We start from the raw sequence: 16,443 nt of genomic DNA on the forward strand, positions 1-16,443 counted from the left end.
AGGCGGGGCGGGATGGGGCGGCTGAACGGCAAACGCGCGCTGATCGTCGGGGCCGACTCCCCTGCGGGCCGTGACGTTGCGCGGCGGTTTGCGAAGGAAGGCGCCGCTCTGGCTCTCGCCTCCGGCGGGCAAGGCGAGTCCGGGATTCCGGATTTGGTTCAGGGAATCCGCTCGCTGGGCGGCATGGCAGCCGACGTCGGGAAGGCCGTTCGTTGGTCGGATTGGGAAAGGGTGCTTCAACAAACGGTCAGGCTGCATGGCGGACTGGACATCGTGGTCTATTCGTTGCCCAGGCTGGCGGAGAAGGGCTTGGAGCATGAAACGGTGGCCGATTGGCAGCAAATCGTGCATCAGCGCCTTACGGGATTGGCGCTTGGTTTAAGGGCCGCGGTGGAGAAAATGCCGCAGGGCGGCTCCGTCGTGAGCGTCCTCACGACGGATGCCCTGAAGCCGCAGGCCGGCAGCGCCTTTGCGGCCCTGTCCGGCGCGATCCGCCTGTTGTCCGCCGGATCGGCCGCGGCGAACGCGGCCTCCGGCGTTCGATTCAATGCCGTGTTTGCCGGGGAAACGAGCGCATCCGAGCACTGGAATCTTCCGGCAGGCCGCGCAGATCTCGGGGAGAATGTCGCGAACGCCGTTCTGCTTCTGGCTTCGGAAGAAAGTTCTTACGTAAACGGCAGCGAGTGGGTCATCGACGGGGGGAACGGGGTCCGGGCGCGCCGCGACATCGTTGCCGATCGTTCCTCCGGTTCAGGGAGGGAAGAAGATGGGCAGGCTTGAGGGGAAAACGGCGATCGTGACCGGTTCGGGAAGAGGCCAAGGAAGCCGGGAGGCCGAACGTTTCGCCGCCGAGGGAGCGCGGGTAGTCGTCACCGATATTCAATATGAGCTCGCCGAAGACACGGTCGGGCGAATTCGGCGAGCAGGTGGGACGGCCATCGCGCTCCGGCAGGACGTCTCATCGAAAGACGACTGGGCAGAAGTCGTCGCAGCCGCGGCGGAGACATTCGGGACGCTGCATATCCTCGTCAACAACGCGGCCGTCTCCAGCACGTCGCCGGCTTTCCGGGAACTTCGGCCCGAACAGGTCTGGGAGCGCGTGCTTTCCGTGAATTTGACAGGCGCTTTTCTCGGAATCAAGCATGCGGTCCCGTTGATCCGCGAAGCGGGAGGAGGGTCCGTCATCAACATCTCCTCCGTGGCGGGCATGCTGTCGCTGGGAGGTCCGGTTACGTCCTATGCGGCCGCGAAAGGGGCGCTTCGAAGTTTCACCAAGGGCGCGGCCGTCGAGCTGGCGCCGGACCGCATCCGGGTGAACGCCGTATTTCCCGGTCTGATCGAGACTCCGTTGGTACGCGAAGCGATGGAGCAAAGAAGGGACGATTACTTATCCGTCATCCCGCTGGGCCGGTTCGGTACGGTTGACGATGTCGCGGAAGCCGTCGTGTATTTGGCCTCGGACGAGTCCGCCTACGTCACGGGAGCGGAATTCGTGATCGACGGCGGCATCGCGGTTTACGCCTAACGCATCTTTTCTGAAGGAGCCGTTAAGTCAACGGCTCCTTTTTTTACTTCCACAGGATTGTAAAAAGAAATTAAGTATATTAAAATAACCATAAAACCAACTAAATCAATTGGTTTTGTACATATTTGTTGCTGACAAGTCAACTTGAAGCGAATGAGAGGAGGACATGAAGTGGAACCGATCATTCGAGTCGACCGGGCCAGTAAAAGCTATCGGAACGCAAAGTCGTCCGAGAAGGTATTGCAGGACCTGTCGTTCGAAATCGGACAAGGCGAAATCGTGGCGATACTCGGTCCGAGCGGCTGCGGCAAAAGCACGCTGCTGAACCTGATCGGCGGATTCGAAAGGGCCGACGAAGGCCGGGTGCTGTTCGAAGGACGGCCGGTGGAGCGGCCGACGCGTCAATGCGTCATGATTTTTCAAAATTACGGGTTACTGCCATGGCGTACGGTCAGGAAGAACGTGGAGATCGGATTGGAGCCGTCCGGTTACACGGCCGCGGAGAGGAAGGAGCGGGCCTCGGCCTATGTCGATCTCGTCGGGTTATCCGACAGGATCGATCATTTTCCGCATCAGCTCTCGGGAGGCATGCAACAGCGGGTCGCGCTCGCCCGCGCCCTCGCGATCGACCCGAAAGCCGTGTTGATGGATGAGCCGTTCGGCGCGCTGGACACGTTCAACCGCTACCATCTGCAGAACGAGCTTCTCCGCCTGCAGAACGGTCAAGGCCTTACCGTCGTGATCGTCACGCATGACATCGATGAGGCCGTTTTTCTGGCGGACCGCATTCTGGTCATGGAATCCGCCCCGGGACGCATCCGGAAGGAGATCCGGATTCCGGACGCCAAGCCGCGCGACCGTGGCAGCACGCAATTCCAGCATTACCGCAAGCTGATTTTCGATCTATTCCATCTGTCGGGGACGGACGATGATCCGGAGTTTACCATTTAGGAGGACCTGCGATATGACTTGGAAAAAGGCTTTCCTACCGGCTATTGCGGCATTGCTTGTCTTACTGGCCGCTTGCGGTGCGAAGGCGGATCACGCGCAAACGGAAGCGGGCGGAGCGTCCGGCGGGGATTCGCCTTCGATCCGAATCGGCTACCTGCCGATTACGCATGCCGCGCCCTTATATATCGAGAAGGAATTAACCAAGGACAAGGATAAGGGATTTCAGTTGGAACTGGTGAAATTCGGTTCCTGGCCGGATTTGATGGACGCGCTCAATACGGGGAAAATCGAGGGCGCTTCCGTTCTCATCGAACTCGCGATGAAGGCGAAGGAGCAGGGGATCGGCCTTACGGCGTTAGCGCTTGGACACAAGGACGGGAACGTGCTGGTCGTCGCGAACGACGTCTCGAAGGTGCAGGATTTGCAAGGAAAGCCGTTCGCGATTCCCAGCAAATTTTCCACCCATAACGTGCTGTTGTATCAGATGCTGAAGAATGCCGGCATGTCCTATTCGGACGTCAAGGCGGTGGAACTGGCGCCGGCCGAGATGCCGGCCGCGCTCGCGGAAGGCAGGATCTCGGGTTACGTGGTGGCCGAACCGTTCGGCGCCAAGTCGGTCGTCATCGGCAAAGGCAAGGTGCTGTATCAGTCCGGCGAGATTTGGCAAGACTCCGTCGACTGCGGCTTGGTGATGAGAAGCGACTTTATCTCCGCGAACCGGGACGCCGTTCAGGCATTCGTCAACGCATACGTCGAGGCCGGCCGGAAGGCGGAAGCGAAGGACGAGGAAGACAAGCGGATTTTGAAAACGTACATGAACGTAGACGACAAGGTGCTGGACCAATCGCTGCAATGGATCAAGTACGACGACCTGCGTCTGGACGAAAAGTCTTACGATACGCTGCGCGACTATTTAGCGGAAATGGGACTGTCCCAAAATCCGCCGTCATTCGCCGACTTCGTCGACAATTCGTTCATCGACGCCGCGAAGGGCAGCTAGGACGGATGCGAAGCCTGAATCGTACCGGCAACGTCGTGCTCGGCATCGCGGTTCTTATCGCGGTCTGGCAGCTCATCGTCGCGATCGGCAAGTACGACGTTTCGCTGCTGCCCCCTCCGCTGCTGGTGGCCGAAGGCATCGCCGAGCTGGTAAAGAACGGCACGCTTGCCCAGCATATGGGCATCAGTCTGATGCGTTTCGCGGCCGGTTATTTGAGCGCGTGCGCGGCGGCCGTGACGGCGGGTCTCGCCTTGGGCCAACTGCCGCGCGTATGGCGGCTGTTCGATCCGATCGTCCAGCTCATCCGTCCCGTGTCTCCGATCGCCTGGTCGCCGTTCATCGTCTTGTGGTTCGGGATCGGCAACGCGCCTGCCATCGTCATCATTTTCCTGGCCGCGTTTTTTCCCGTCTTGTTGTCGACGGTGTCGGGCATGCGCAAGGTGGATCCGACGCACGCGAAAGTCGCCCGCAACCTGGAAATGGGGCGGATGGCGTTCTTAACGAAGATCGTACTGCCTTCCGCCTTTCCCACCATCGCGAACGGTCTGCATATCGCGATCGGAACCTCTTGGATTTTCCTGGTCTCCGGCGAGATGGTCGGATCGCAGTCCGGACTTGGTTATTTGATCGTGGACAGCCGCAATACGCTTCGACTGGACCTCGTCCTGGCGGGAATCATCTGCATCGGGCTGTTCGGGCTGCTCCTCGATCGTCTGGTCGGGCTGTTGGAAACTTGGGTCGGGAAGCATTGGGGCATCGTGAGGCAATAGACGGTTCGCCGGGCGGCCGGTTTATCGGCCTTGGGCGGCATCGCCGGAAGCTTAGCCTACGGGAATGACGTTCAGTTCACTCACGTCCGTGCCGCAATGGCTGCATCGGTAAGCGATCCGAACCTCGTGGCCGCATTCCGCGTGAACGAGTTTTTTGTAACAGGGCTGCAGATGGTCTCGCCCCCATAGAATGAGGGCGTTGAACACGTGCTCAAGCGCCTGTCCGCTCTCGGTCAGCGCATAGCGGAAGCGCGGCGGATGCTCGGAAACCAGCTCCGCCCGCAGCAACCCGGCCGCTTCCAGGTATTTGAGCCGTTCGGACAGCAAGCGCGAAGAAAGCCCTTGTAACGCGCGCTTGATCTGGTTAAAGGAATGATGGCCGGCCAGGACTTCATGCAGAATCAGCAATGTCCAACGGTCGCCGATGATATTCAGCGTCTGGGCGATGTTGCAAGGAAGATCGTAGCGGTCTTTCACGGGAAGTCTCCTTTCCGGAAGTAATGGCTTCATCAGTATAGCACAAAAGATATTAAGTAATTTAAATTTACTTAGTAAAGCAGGGCAACTGTTGCTTCATTCTTGTCGTTCACCAAAATATACGGGAGTGATCCATATGGCGTTGTATTTGGTTGAATCTGTTTTAGGTACGCTTGATCGGACGTTGTTCCAAGAGAAGGTCCGCGCCATTCAGTCGAAGGCGGAGGGGCGCGGTGTCCGGCTGATCGAGGTCCAGGCTGCCGAGAATTATTCGAGAGCGTTCTTCATTCTGGAGGGCGGGGACCGCGCGGAAGTGACGGAGATCCTTCGCGGCGCGGACGTACCGATCTCGCTGATTAAACCGGTGAGGCTGATCGGCAAAGACGTGGGGCAAGTCACTCAGGGAGAAAACGTCAACTATCTTGTCGAATGGAATATCCCGGAAGGTTTAACGATGGAGCAATATCTGGAACGCAAGCTGAAAAACAGTGTTCATTATTCGGAAGTGCCCGAAGTGACCTTCTCGAGGACGTATGTTTGCGAGGACATGACCAAATGCCTCTGCTTCTATCAAGCTCCTGACGAATCCGCCGTTAAACGGGCCCGGCAAGCCGTCAGCACGCCGATCGATTCCATTACGAAGCTGTCCGGCAACTGATCATGCCCGCCCGGCCAGACAAGATCATGTTGGAGGAAATCGCACGATGACGGAACAGGATCGACTCAGACGGATCGCCGACCTCGTCGACGAGCATCTGAAGCCTTACGTTAAGCGCATTGACGGGGAGGCATTCTATCCCGAAGCCTATTTGCGGGCGCTTGGCGGCGAAGGTCATCTCCCGGGTCCGGAGGCGGACGAAGCGGAAACGTTGCGTGCCGGCGTGACCGCGATTCGGGAAACCTCGCGCGCGTGTTTGACCACGGGTTTCAATCTCTGGTGCCACATGGCGGCCTTGACTTACGTGAGATACGGGGAAAGCCCGGCGCTGCGCGAGCGGCTTCTTCCGCGTCTCGCGGACGGGTCGTTGCTCGGAGGAACCGGTCTCTCCAATCCGATGAAGTTCTATGCGGGGCTGGATAAGATTTATCTTCGCGCGGAAAAGGACGGCGGCGGCTATCGCGTGACCGGGACCCTGCCCATGGTGTCGAACCTCGGAGACGACCATTGGTTCGGCATCGTGGCGGACGCCGGGAGCAACAGAATCATGGCGTTCGTTCCATGCGCATCGGCCGGCTTGACCCGGACGGAGCAACTCGGTTTTCTCGGTTTGAACGGCAGCGCGACTTACGCTTGCCGTTTCGACGACGTACATCTGCCTGCGGAATACGTGCTGTCGGAGCAGGCGGATGAGCTGGTGCGGAAAATCCGTCCGTCTTTCATCCTTTATCAGATCCCGCTGGGTCTCGGCCTGATCGCGAGCAGTGCGGACGGCGTACGCGGCATGAGCGGCAAACAGGGCGGCTGCAATTCGTATCTTCGCGTGCAGGCCGACGATTTGGAGAGCGACTTTAGCGCTCTGAACGAGCGGTTGTGCCGTCTCATGGAAGCAGAGCGGTTAGACCAGGAGGACCTCTGGCGAGACTTGGTGCGCCTGCGGCTGGATGTCGTGTACGCCGCGCTTCGCGCCGCGCAATGCGGGATGCTTCATACGGGAAGCTCCGGCTACAAGATGGGGAGCGACGCGTCGAGACGGCTGAGAGAAGCCTACTTCTTGGCGAATCTGACGCCGACGGTGCGCCATTTGGAGAAGATGAACGCGGAGTTCTCTTTGCAAGTCTAGACGGAGTTGACAGTTCGTCCGCATTCCGGACATAATGAACCTATATAACCGGGAAGCACCCTTCGGCAGAACACAACGTGTTTGCTATGGAAGGGTGCTTTTTTGCAAGGGAGGCAGCGTAAGCGGTGAATCATCGCAAGAAGACGGAGGATCGCGTACGGGTGCATCCGGTGACCTACGAGGCTTATGCGGAGATGCCGGATGACGGACAGCGTTACGAAATCATCGACGGCGTGCTGGAGGCGATGTCTCCGGGGCCTTCCGTATCCCACCAATCGGTGAGTAGGGAAATGGAATTCGTTTTCATGCAGAGTTGCAGATCGGATTATTTGATCTTTCATGCGCCTTTGGACGTGATTTTGAGTCAAACGGACGTGGTGCAGCCCGATATCCTCCTGATTCATCGCAGCCGATCGTCGATCGTGACGGAGAGGGGAATCGAGGGGGCGCCGGATCTCGTCGTGGAAATCGTTTCTCCCGGCTCCCGGACCCGGGATAAAATCAAGAAAATGAAAACCTACGCCAAGTATGGCGTTCCGGAGTATTGGATCGTCGATTCGGGCTCTAGGACGCTCGAACGGTACGAGCTCAGAAATCTCGGGAGCTATGAGTTGAACGACCTATTTGAAGAATCCGATACCGTCGCTTCCGACAAGCTGCCCTGCGTATCATTCGTTCTTGCCGAGATTTTCAAGGACATCCAGCGATTATAGTCGCGCGTTAAGCGTAAAATCGCCCAGCAAAAAAAAGCGGTGTTGGGTTCGAGCCCAAGCGCCGCTTTTCCTTTCAATGCTTACGCAATCGTCTCGCGATCACGTTGCCGATCGACTGCACGAACTGGACGGAGAGAATGAGCAGGATCACGCAGGTGACCATGACATTCGGCTCCCATCGTTGATAGCCGTAACGGATCGCGACATCGCCGAGACCGCCCGCTCCGACGACGCCCGCCATGGCGGAAGCGCCGACCAGGCTGATCGTCCCGATGGTTAACCCGAGCGCCAATCCGGGTCTCGCCTCCCGCAGGAGTACGCGCATGATGATTTGCCTCCGCGTCGCGCCCATTGCTTGGAACGCCTCGATGACGCCGCGGTCGACTTCCAGCAGCGCGGATTCCATCAGGCGGGCCAGATAGGGCGCCGTATACGCGACCAGCGGCACGATGGCGCCTTTGACCCCGATTGTCGTGCCGACGATCGCTTTCGTGAAAGGAATGATGGATACCATCAGGATGATGAACGGAAGAGACCTTAAAATATTGATCGAGACGTTCAGGCTTTGATAGACGAACGCGTTGGGATAAAGGTGCCCGTGCCGGGTGACCACGAGGACGACGGCCAGACAGAGTCCGATGACCGCCGAGAGGAGCAAGGCATACCCGACCATGATCCCGGTCTCTCTCATGGATTGCCAATACAAGTCCCGGAATTCCCCGAAGCTGCCGATAAAATCAATCAGCAAGTTCGATCACCTCGATTTTCAGCTCCCGTTCGGCCAAATAATCCATCCCCGCCCGAATGGCTTCCGGCTCTCCCGTGACGCGAACGACGAGCGTCCCGAATGTCGTGTCCTTCAATTGCGCGATATTCCCGTACAGGATGTTCGGCCGCAGCCCGAAACGGCCGGCCAAATCGGCCCAGATCGGCTCGGCCGCATGCTCGCCGGCATAGGAGATCCGCAGCAGTTGTCCCGGCTGCTCCAACTCCCGGAGTTTTTTCAGCAGCGAATCCGGCAGGCTCGCGTCGAAAACGGTCCGGATGAAGTTCCGGGTGACGGGCTGAAGAGGGTTCGAAAAGACGTCCAACACGTCGCCCTGCTCGACGACTTCGCCGTTCTCCATGACGGCGACCCGATCGCATATCTTCCGGATCACATGCATCTCATGGGTGATCAAGACGATCGTGATCTTATACTTGCGGTTGATTTCCAGAAGCAACTCGAGGATGGACTCCGTCGTTTGCGGATCCAGCGCCGAAGTCGCTTCGTCGCAGAGCAGGATTTCCGGATCGCTGGCCAGCGCCCGGGCGATTGCGACGCGTTGCTTTTGTCCGCCGGAAAGTTGGGCAGGATAGACGGATTCCTTCTCTTTCAAGCCGACCATATCTAGCAGTTCGCGCACTTTCCGCACGCGTTCTCTTTTCGGCGCGTTCGCCAAGCGCAGCGGCGCGGCTACGTTTTCGAACACCGTATTCGAGGAGAGTAAATTGAAGTTCTGGAAGATCATGCCGATTTTACGGCGAGTCCTCCGCAGCTCGGCATCGTTCAAACCGGCAAGATCCACGCCGTCGATCCGAACCGTCCCCCCGGTAGGCCGCTCCAAAAAGTTGATGCAGCGGATCAGCGTGCTTTTCCCCGCGCCGCTGAACCCGACGATGCCGAAAATTTCTCCCTTTCCCACGTGCAGCGAGACGTTCTTCACCGCGTCGACGTTTTGCCTGCCTTGATGGAACACTTTGGTTACGTTCTCCAGTTGGATCATGCCAGCCTCCCCGCTTTCGGCAATAACGGAAAACGGCAGGTCTGCCCCGGGGGGAGAGACCTGCATGGGATCAACCGGCGATTACCAAGCCGGCACCATCGAATCGCCGTATTTTTCCGTCACGAACTTTTTCACTTCTTCCGATTGGAACGCTTGGACCAGACGTTGGAAGATCGGCTTGTCTTGTTCCCCTTCGCGCACCGCGATGATGTTCACCCACGGGGAGTCTTTCGGTTCCCTGTAAATCGCGTCTTTGCTGGGGGAGAGCCCGTTGTCGATCGCGTAGTTGGTATTGATGACGGCCGCGGTAAGGTCGCCCAGCGCTTTCGGGATGAAGGCGGCATCCAGTTCCTTGAATTTCAGGTTCTTCGGGTTCTCCGCGATATCGCGAACCGTCGCCGTAATGCCGACGCCGTCTTTCAGCTTAATCAGGCCGGCGCTCTGGAATAGGATCAGCGCCCGGGCTCCGTTCGTCGGATCGTTCGGCAATCCCAGCGTGTCGCCGTCCTTCAGCTCCGACAGGTCCTTGATCTTCTTGGAATAAACGCCGATCGGATAGTTGATGGTGTCCGCCAGCTTGACGATATGGGTGCCGTTCGACTTGTTGAATTCGTCGAGATAGGGAACATGCTGGAACGCGTTGGCGTCAAGCTGGCCATCCTCCAGCACTTTGTTCGGCTGCACGTAATCGTTGAACACGACAAGCTCCAGGTCGAGGTTGTCTTGGGCCGCGACTTCTTTGGCCACTTTCCAGATTTCTTCCTCCGCGCCGGCCATGACGCCGATTTTCAATTTGGCCGGCTCGGACGCGCCTGCACTGGGGCTTGTGCTGGCGCCGGGGGAGCTTTCGCTTGCGACGTTGCTTGCCGAGGGGCTGCTATCGCTCGTCTTCTCCTTCGATTGACCGCAAGCGGCGGCAATCACCGTCACCATTACCAACATCACGAGGAAAAGAGATTTTTTCACCATGCCGATCACCGCTTTCGTCCAGATTGATACTTTCTAATTCTATATATCCCATCGGAAAAGTATGGATTAAAATATAGAGCAACGGAATCGATTCCGTCAAGATGGATTGAAGCGCAAATCGAATACTTCTATTAACTGATAAGGTTACTCGATAACAGTTCGCGGGGTCAGGCGGTCGTGTCGTGAATGGCGCAAAAAAACCTGCCCCTAAGGCGGACAGGTCATCTAGTAGTACGCCAGCATGGGCGTCATCTCTAGGACGGGGACTAGCCCCCCTCTTACTCGATTGGACAGGGGAGTTTTACTCCGTGCCCGATTGATGCCTCCATTTATAGCCGCACTGCCGCATGGCATCGATGACCTGCACGAAATCCCGCCCTTTGTCGGACAGACTGTATTCGACGGTCACCGGAACGGTCGCGAACGCCCGCCGCGTGACGACGCCGTTCTCTTCCAGCTGCCGCAAGACCGAAGATAAAGATTGCGTGCTGATCGCGGGGATGGTTTTTTTCATTTGGTTAAACCGGCAGGGTCCGTAATACAGATGTCCGATCACCAGGAACGCCCACTTGCTCCCAACGACATTCAACACGTCTTCGATGACCGAATTGCACAGTTCGTTGGCTACCGATTGCATTGGCACACCTCCGTGCTCACTTCAAAAAGTATAGTATGTCAGAACGAAGTGATATTATCATAATATTTTGCCTTCTTCTCATCCTGTAGCATCCACCTTATAATGTCAATCGATGGCGGTTCCAAGAGGCGGCAGCCGCGGAATCAGACGATCGACCGGACAACCGGAGGCGAACCCGGCAACTTTTTTTCGCCTCTTTCTTTATACCATAAATCCGATTAAATCGATTGGTATAATCGTGATCGCATTTACCCCATCCAAATCCATCCATACGGGAGGTTAACCATGACTTTGTTGAAGAGGAACCGAAATCCGATGACCGCGTTCGCCCTGGTCTCCTTGCTGCTGTTCGCCGGCTGCTCGGCGTCCGCCGGCAGCTCCGCAGAAAGCGGCTCGGCAAGCGCCTCCGCCGAACCGGGCAGATCTGCGGCTTCGCAAGCTCCGATCTCGGGCGGCGACTTGACCTATGGGCTCGCCACCAGTCCCGATTCGCTGGATCCGCACGTCAGCGGGCTCGACGTCGCTTCAAGAGTGTTCCGCAGCATTTATGACAGCCTGGTCTTCCTGACTGAGGACAATCAGATCAAGCCCTGGCTCGCGTCCGAATGGTCGGTGTCGCCGGACGGCAAGCGTTATACGTTCAAGCTGCGCCAAGACGTCAAGTTCCATGACGGCACGCCGTTCAACGCCGAAGCGGTCAAGAAGAACTTCGACCGGATCGTGGATCCTTCCACTGAAGCTAGCATCGCATTGTCCTACCTCACCCAGTACGAATCGTCGGAAGTGGTGGATCCCTATACCGTCAGATTCAATCTGAAAAAACCGTCCGCCGCGTTTCTGAGGAACTTGAGCCAGCCATCGCTGGCCATCGTATCACCGACCGCCGCCGAGAAGTACGGGAAACAGTTGGGCCAGCACCCGGTCGGAACGGGGCCTTTCCGGTTCGTCAAGTGGGAGGAGAACTCGGAAATCAAGCTGGAACGCAACCCGGATTACAATTGGGCTCCCGACGCGTTCGACAATCAAGGGAAGCCGTACCTCGATACGGTCACGTTTAAGATCATTCCGGAAGAAGCGACCCGAATCGGAAGCCTGCAAAGCGGCCAAGTATTGGCGATCGAGACGGTGCCGGCCCAGAACGTTGCCGCCTTGAAGAACGACTCCCGGTTCACGATAGCGTCGCACGATGCGTTGGGACTGCCGTTCGCGTTGTTCATCAACGAGCGGCAGGCGCCTTGGAACGATCTGAAGGCAAGGCAGGCCCTGCAGCTCGGCATCGATGTCGACGCCATCGTGAAGACGTTGTATTTCGGCGTCTATAAGCGTGCGTGGTCTCCGCTCGCTCCCGGCACGTTCGGCTACGATCCAGCCTTGGAAAACGGGATTCAATCGGACAAGGAGAAGGCCAAACGGCTGTTGGACGAATTGGGATGGAAGCCCGGGAAAGACGGGATTCGCGAAAAGGACGGGAAGAAGCTGACGATCCGGTACGTCGAGTCGATTCCGAACAAAGACAAGAAGCAGGACATCGCGGCCATCGTCCAGCAGCAGTTGAAAGAAATCGGCGTTGCCGTGGAGTTGCATTTCACGAAGGACGTGAGTCAAGTCGTGCTGATGGACCATGCGTACGAATTGTTCGGAGGCGGCACGGCGGGATTGGATCCCAGCGCATTGACGACTTTCTATCATACCCACGGCCTGACAGGCTGGCCGAGCCTCTCCGGCTTCGACGATCCGAAATTGGATGAACTGCTCGAACGGGGCGAGACCGAGCTGGATGACGCCAAGCGGCTCGAGATTTATCAAGAAGCCCAGCATTATATCGTGGACCATGCCGTGACGATTCCCATCTACGTGTCTCCCAGCATCTCGGCCGTATCCAAGAAGGTGGAAAACCTGAAATACGATGCGCTGGGGTATCTGCTGCTGCATGATACGACCGTCCGGAACTAACCGATCGGGGTGCTGGACCCATGCTCAAGTTCATCGTCTTCCGCTTGGCCGCGTCGTTGTTCGTGATCTGCGGTTCCTCCGTGCTGGTTTTTTGCATCTTGTATTGGCTGCCGGGCGACGCCGTGCTGAGCCGGTTGGCGCTGGGCACGGCCTCGCCCGAGCGGATCGCCGAGATTCGCCATGGGCTCGGGCTGGACGCTCCATTCTATCAGCAATTCGGAGTTTATTTCGGGCGAATGTTCCGCGGAGATTTCGGGGAATCCCTCGTGAGCGCCGAACCCGTTCTGCCGAAAATCATGGAGCATGTCCCGGCCACTCTCGCGCTTGCGTTGACCAGCACCGCGATCTCCGCGGGGCTGGGGGTGCTGCTGGGGGTATGGTCGGCATTCCATCGCGGCGGAGCGGTCGATGCCGCGGTCCGGATCGTCGGATTGTTCGGCGTGTCCATGCCGGCGTTCTGGTCGGGCATCATGCTCATTCTCCTTTTTTCCGTTCGGCTGGGCTGGCTGCCGCCGATGGGGTCCGATGGCGTCAGAACGTTGATTTTGCCTTCCCTGACTTTGGGAATCGTCGGAACGGGCTTGATCCTCCGCATGGTCAGAAGCAGCGTGTTGGACACGATCCGGGAACCGTTTATCGTCACTTTGCGCGCCAAGGGATTAAGCGAGCGGGCGGTCATGTACCGCCATGCGCTGCGCAACGCGCTCATCCCGGCCGTCACGATGCTGGGCATGCTGGTCGGAGAGATGATGGCGGGAGCCGTCGTCGTGGAAACGGTGTTCGCCAGGCAAGGCATCGGCCGGGTTCTGGCGGACGCGATTGCCGGCAAAGATCTGCCGGTCGTGCAGGGAGTCGTCGTATTCTCGGCGGGCCTTTACGTTCTCGTCAATTTGCTCGTCGATCTGTCCTACATGCTGATTGATCCCCGAATCCGAAGAACGGGCATAGGGAGAGGAACATGAGACAAGAAACCGCATTGACAAGATGGATAGGCCGCGAGCGGATCGCGCGCGGCCGAAAGCCTTCGGCGGCGAGAAGGGGCGGCACGCAGCGGCTGCTGTTGTACGGCGCGGCGGCCGTCGTGATTTATTTCCTCGCATGCGCGATCGTTCCGCAATGGCTGGCCCCTTTCCCGCCGATGGAGATGAGGATGGATCGAAGCCTGCTCCCCCCGGGGCCGTCCCACTGGTTCGGCACCGATTATTACGGCAGGGATCTGTACAGCGTCGTAGTGTACGGAAGCCGCCAATCCTTGCTGGTCGGCATCGCGTCCGTTCTGGCCGGCGGCCTGTCCGGCGCGCTCCTCGGGGCGGTATCCGGTTATGCGGGCGGACTCGTGGACGCCGTCATCATGCGCGCCGTCGACGTGCTCATGACCGTCCCCGGCCTGCTGCTTGCGCTCGCGGTCGCGGCCGCCCTCGGTCCCGGACGATGGAACATCGTGCTGGCCGTCGCGGTCGCTTCGGTCCCGGGCTATGCGCGCGTCATGCGCGGTCAGATCCTGAGCGTCAAAGTCCGGCCGTACGTACGGGCTTCCGCCTCGATCGGCGCCTCGCCTTCCCGCGTTTTTTGGACGCACGTGCTGCCGAACTCGTTGTCGCCTCTGTACGTGATGTCCACCCTGGGAATCGGCGCTTCCATCCTGGCGGGCTCCGGGCTCAGCTTTCTAGGGTTGGGAGATTGGAACGCGAGCCCTGACTGGGGCGCAATTCTGTCCCAAGGAAGAGGATATATGACGGTTGCCTGGTGGATCAGCGCGTTTCCCGGGTTCGCCATTACGGCGTTCGTGCTTTCGGTGAACCTCTATGGCGACTGGCTGCGGGATTTTCTGGATCCGAAGAAAAACGCGAGGGGGAAATAGCATGGAGCTGCTGCTCGAAGCCAGCCATCTTACGGTAGAACTCTCCACGCCGATCGGAGAACTTCGGGTGATCGACGACGTCTCGATCGCGATTCGGAGCGGAGAAACGGTGTGCCTTGTCGGAGAGTCGGGCAGCGGCAAGACGGTCTTGTCCAAAACCGTGATGCGGGTGATCGATCAAGAGAACGGCAGGATCGTCGGCGGGAGTCTCAAATTCGAGGATACGGTCCTGACCCGGCTGCCTGCCGACGAGGTTCGGCCGCTGCGCGGAAGCCGGATGGCCATGGTGTTCCAGGAACCGATGTCGGCCTTCGATCCGGCCTTCACGATCGGCAGCCAAATCGCCGAGGCGATCGTCAGCCATCGGCAAGGATCGCGAAGGCAGGCCAGGGCCAAGGTCGTGGAACTCCTACGCAAGGTCGGCGTCCCGGAGCCGGAGGTCCGAATGAAGCAGTACCCGGGAGAACTGTCGGGAGGTCTGCTGCAGAGGGCCATGATCGCCATGGCATTGTCCTGCGATCCGAAACTGCTGATCGCCGATGAGCCGACGACGGCGCTCGACGCCACGGTCCAGGCGCAAATCCTCGCTCTGCTCAAGGATCTGCAGGCGGAATTCCGGATGGCCCTGCTATTGATTACGCACGACCTTGGGGTTGCCGCGGCGATGGCGGACCGGATCGTCGTGATGTATGCGGGGCGGGTGGCGGAATCGGGAACGGCCGAACAAATCCTCACCCGGCCGTACCATCCCTATACGCGCGGGCTGTTGAATGCCGTCGTCCGCCTGGACGGTCCGCGCCGTACGAAATTGCCGTCGATGGACGGATCGATCCAGGGGCCGGCGGAATATCCGAGCGGCTGCGGCTTTCGGCCGCGTTGTCCGTTCGCGACCTCCGAATGCGCGGAGCGTCCCCCGCTCGCCGAGATCGACGGCCGGCAGGCCGCGTGCTGGCACGCCGCGAAGCTGGCCCAATCCTCGGAGATTCAAGCTCCGCTCTCGATTGGCGCAACCCCTCCGCCGAACCGGTCGGTGCGGTTGCCGATGAAGGGAGACGGGCAAGCGCGGGCGCCGCTGCTTGAAGTCGTCGATCTGAGACGGCATTATCCGATGAAGAGAACCGGGTTCGCGCCCCCCAAGCGGCTCAAGGCGGTCGACGGCGTCTCCCTCTCCCTGTCCGCAGGGGAAACGCTCGGTCTCGTCGGCGAATCCGGCAGCGGCAAATCCACGCTCGGCCGGGTGATTCTGCAGTTGGAGCAGGCGACCTCGGGCAAGGTGGCGTTTCAAGGCCGCGAATTGACGGGGCTGCGGGGAAGGCGGCTTCGCGAGGTCCGCCGGAGCATGCAGATGATTTTCCAGGATCCGTACGGTTCGATGGATCCCCGGTGGACGGTAGGGCAGATCATCGGGGAGCCTTTATCGATCCACGAGAATTGGAGCGGCAAAGAGAAAACCGACAAGGTGAAGGAATTGCTGCTTTCTGTCGGATTGGATCCGTCCTGGCGCGAACGCCGGCCTCACGAGCTGTCGGGCGGGCAGAAGCAGAGGGTCGGGATCGCCCGGGCGCTGGCGCTCGATCCGGCGTTCATCCTGGCAGACGAGCCGATCTCGGCTCTCGATGTGTCCGTCCAGTCGCAAATCCTCAATTTGCTGCAAGAACTGCAAGATCGGCGCGGTTTGTCCTATCTCTTGATCGCGCACGGATTAAACGCCGTACGCCATCTGTCGGACCGGGTCGGGGTGATGTATCTGGGCAAGCTCGTCGAAATCGCCCCGAGCGAGGAACTGTTCCGGCATCCCGCCCATCCCTATACGAGAGCGCTGATCGATTCCGTGCCTCCGCTCGTTCCGGGCTGGACGCCCTGGAAGCAAGCCGTCGGCGGGGAAATTCCGTCGCCTCTGGATCCTCCCTCCGGGTGCCGATTTCATCCCCGTTGCCCGTTCGCGACTTCCCGCTGCAAGGAAGAAGAACCCGCGTGGAGAGAGATCGGACCTGCGCGCGCCGTCGCTTGCCACTATCCTGTATGACCGCGCATGCCGGT

At 59.1% G+C, this 16,443-nt stretch carries 17 protein-coding genes; 12 read left to right on the top strand and 5 right to left on the bottom strand.

Translation table 11 applies throughout. The features are described from left to right. Positions 1-12: 12 nt before the first annotated feature. The 5 genes from PTZ19_RS13005 (at position 13) to PTZ19_RS13025 (ending at position 4,246) form a co-directional block, all read left to right on the top strand. Positions 13-780, top strand: a complete 768-nt coding sequence (locus PTZ19_RS13005; RefSeq protein ID WP_276355031.1) for an SDR family NAD(P)-dependent oxidoreductase — start codon at positions 13-15, stop codon at positions 778-780. Next, positions 767-1,525 carry an SDR family NAD(P)-dependent oxidoreductase gene (locus tag PTZ19_RS13010; RefSeq protein WP_276355034.1) on the top strand — a complete coding sequence of 253 codons (759 nt, stop codon included), beginning with the start codon at positions 767-769 and terminating at the stop codon, positions 1,523-1,525. Before PTZ19_RS13005 ends, PTZ19_RS13010 begins: the two co-directional genes overlap by 14 nt. Positions 1,526-1,678: 153 nt before the next feature. Then, the gene (locus PTZ19_RS13015; RefSeq protein WP_422614999.1) at positions 1,679-2,476 is read left to right on the top strand and encodes an ABC transporter ATP-binding protein; all 798 of its coding nucleotides are present in this window, start codon (positions 1,679-1,681) and stop codon (positions 2,474-2,476) included. Positions 2,477-2,489: 13 nt separating this feature from the next. After that, on the top strand, positions 2,490-3,476 hold the full coding sequence (locus PTZ19_RS13020; protein ID WP_276355041.1) for an ABC transporter substrate-binding protein: 987 nt from the start codon (positions 2,490-2,492) through the stop codon (positions 3,474-3,476). Between the two features lie 5 nt (positions 3,477-3,481). Continuing rightward, on the top strand, positions 3,482-4,246 hold the full coding sequence (locus tag PTZ19_RS13025) for an ABC transporter permease (protein WP_276355043.1): 765 nt from the start codon (positions 3,482-3,484) through the stop codon (positions 4,244-4,246). Positions 4,247-4,297: 51 nt separating this feature from the next. Here the strand turns inward: PTZ19_RS13025 and PTZ19_RS13030 are convergent, their stop codons facing one another. Then, positions 4,298-4,723, bottom strand: coding sequence for a winged helix-turn-helix transcriptional regulator (locus PTZ19_RS13030; RefSeq protein WP_276355045.1), 426 nt, complete (start codon positions 4,721-4,723; stop codon positions 4,298-4,300). Between the two features lie 136 nt (positions 4,724-4,859). Here PTZ19_RS13030 and PTZ19_RS13035 point away from each other — a divergent pair, with 136 nt between their 5' ends. From PTZ19_RS13035 to PTZ19_RS13045, 3 genes are all read left to right on the top strand, one after another. Further along, entirely contained in the window at positions 4,860-5,381 is a 522-nt protein-coding gene (locus tag PTZ19_RS13035) for a DUF4242 domain-containing protein (protein ID WP_276355048.1), read from the top strand. Positions 5,382-5,427: 46 nt separating this feature from the next. Then, positions 5,428-6,504 carry an acyl-CoA dehydrogenase family protein gene (locus PTZ19_RS13040; protein WP_276355050.1) on the top strand — a complete coding sequence of 359 codons (1,077 nt, stop codon included), beginning with the start codon at positions 5,428-5,430 and terminating at the stop codon, positions 6,502-6,504. A gap of 125 nt (positions 6,505-6,629) precedes the next feature. Beyond that, positions 6,630-7,217, top strand: coding sequence for a Uma2 family endonuclease (locus PTZ19_RS13045; protein ID WP_276355053.1), 588 nt, complete (start codon positions 6,630-6,632; stop codon positions 7,215-7,217). A 73-nt stretch (positions 7,218-7,290) separates the two neighbouring features. On the opposite strand, the gene PTZ19_RS13050 is transcribed toward PTZ19_RS13045, so the two are convergent. From PTZ19_RS13050 to PTZ19_RS13065, 4 genes are all read right to left on the bottom strand, one after another. Next, positions 7,291-7,908, bottom strand: a complete 618-nt coding sequence (locus tag PTZ19_RS13050; RefSeq protein WP_276355430.1) for a methionine ABC transporter permease — start codon at positions 7,906-7,908, stop codon at positions 7,291-7,293. A 46-nt stretch (positions 7,909-7,954) separates the two neighbouring features. Further along, positions 7,955-8,983: a methionine ABC transporter ATP-binding protein gene (locus tag PTZ19_RS13055; protein WP_276355056.1), complete on the bottom strand. Its 1,029-nt coding sequence runs from the start codon at positions 8,981-8,983 to the stop codon at positions 7,955-7,957. A gap of 81 nt (positions 8,984-9,064) precedes the next feature. Further along, entirely contained in the window at positions 9,065-9,952 is an 888-nt protein-coding gene (locus tag PTZ19_RS13060) for a MetQ/NlpA family ABC transporter substrate-binding protein (RefSeq protein ID WP_276355059.1), read from the bottom strand. Positions 9,953-10,253: 301 nt separating this feature from the next. Further along, entirely contained in the window at positions 10,254-10,589 is a 336-nt protein-coding gene (locus tag PTZ19_RS13065) for a winged helix-turn-helix transcriptional regulator (protein WP_276355061.1), read from the bottom strand. Between the two features lie 285 nt (positions 10,590-10,874). Between PTZ19_RS13065 and PTZ19_RS13070 the strand changes: the two genes are divergently transcribed. The 4 genes from PTZ19_RS13070 to PTZ19_RS13085 are packed head-to-tail and all read left to right on the top strand — an operon-like array spanning position 10,875 to position 16,429. Continuing rightward, complete coding sequence (locus PTZ19_RS13070; protein WP_276355064.1) at positions 10,875-12,542, top strand: ABC transporter substrate-binding protein; 1,668 nt, start codon at positions 10,875-10,877, stop codon at positions 12,540-12,542. Positions 12,543-12,562: 20 nt separating this feature from the next. Beyond that, on the top strand, positions 12,563-13,504 hold the full coding sequence (locus tag PTZ19_RS13075) for an ABC transporter permease (RefSeq protein ID WP_276355065.1): 942 nt from the start codon (positions 12,563-12,565) through the stop codon (positions 13,502-13,504). Continuing rightward, positions 13,501-14,403 (top strand): ABC transporter permease, encoded by a 903-nt coding sequence (locus tag PTZ19_RS13080; RefSeq protein WP_276355066.1) that lies wholly within the window; start codon positions 13,501-13,503, stop codon positions 14,401-14,403. Before PTZ19_RS13075 ends, PTZ19_RS13080 begins: the two co-directional genes overlap by 4 nt. Position 14,404: 1 nt before the next feature. Further along, entirely contained in the window at positions 14,405-16,429 is a 2,025-nt protein-coding gene (locus PTZ19_RS13085; RefSeq protein WP_276355068.1) for a dipeptide ABC transporter ATP-binding protein, read from the top strand. Positions 16,430-16,443 lie beyond the last annotated feature (14 nt).

Origin of the sequence: Cohnella caldifontis (assembly GCF_029360585.1) — a bacterium.
GTDB lineage: Bacteria > Bacillota > Bacilli > Paenibacillales > Paenibacillaceae > Cohnella > Cohnella caldifontis.

Coding starts and splice junctions, on each gene's coding strand:
- PTZ19_RS13005 (WP_276355031.1), top strand. CDS start 13: ATGGGGCGGCTGAACGGCAAACGCGCGCTGATCGTCGGGGCCGACTCC.
- PTZ19_RS13010 (WP_276355034.1), top strand. CDS start 767: ATGGGCAGGCTTGAGGGGAAAACGGCGATCGTGACCGGTTCGGGAAGA.
- PTZ19_RS13015 (WP_422614999.1), top strand. CDS start 1,679: ATGAGAGGAGGACATGAAGTGGAACCGATCATTCGAGTCGACCGGGCC.
- PTZ19_RS13020 (WP_276355041.1), top strand. CDS start 2,490: ATGACTTGGAAAAAGGCTTTCCTACCGGCTATTGCGGCATTGCTTGTC.
- PTZ19_RS13025 (WP_276355043.1), top strand. CDS start 3,482: ATGCGAAGCCTGAATCGTACCGGCAACGTCGTGCTCGGCATCGCGGTT.
- PTZ19_RS13035 (WP_276355048.1), top strand. CDS start 4,860: ATGGCGTTGTATTTGGTTGAATCTGTTTTAGGTACGCTTGATCGGACG.
- PTZ19_RS13040 (WP_276355050.1), top strand. CDS start 5,428: ATGACGGAACAGGATCGACTCAGACGGATCGCCGACCTCGTCGACGAG.
- PTZ19_RS13050 (WP_276355430.1), bottom strand. CDS start 7,908: ATGAGAGAGACCGGGATCATGGTCGGGTATGCCTTGCTCCTCTCGGCG.
- PTZ19_RS13055 (WP_276355056.1), bottom strand. CDS start 8,983: ATGATCCAACTGGAGAACGTAACCAAAGTGTTCCATCAAGGCAGGCAA.
- PTZ19_RS13060 (WP_276355059.1), bottom strand. CDS start 9,952: ATGGTGAAAAAATCTCTTTTCCTCGTGATGTTGGTAATGGTGACGGTG.
- PTZ19_RS13065 (WP_276355061.1), bottom strand. CDS start 10,589: ATGCAATCGGTAGCCAACGAACTGTGCAATTCGGTCATCGAAGACGTG.
- PTZ19_RS13070 (WP_276355064.1), top strand. CDS start 10,875: ATGACTTTGTTGAAGAGGAACCGAAATCCGATGACCGCGTTCGCCCTG.
- PTZ19_RS13075 (WP_276355065.1), top strand. CDS start 12,563: ATGCTCAAGTTCATCGTCTTCCGCTTGGCCGCGTCGTTGTTCGTGATC.
- PTZ19_RS13080 (WP_276355066.1), top strand. CDS start 13,501: ATGAGACAAGAAACCGCATTGACAAGATGGATAGGCCGCGAGCGGATC.
- PTZ19_RS13085 (WP_276355068.1), top strand. CDS start 14,405: ATGGAGCTGCTGCTCGAAGCCAGCCATCTTACGGTAGAACTCTCCACG.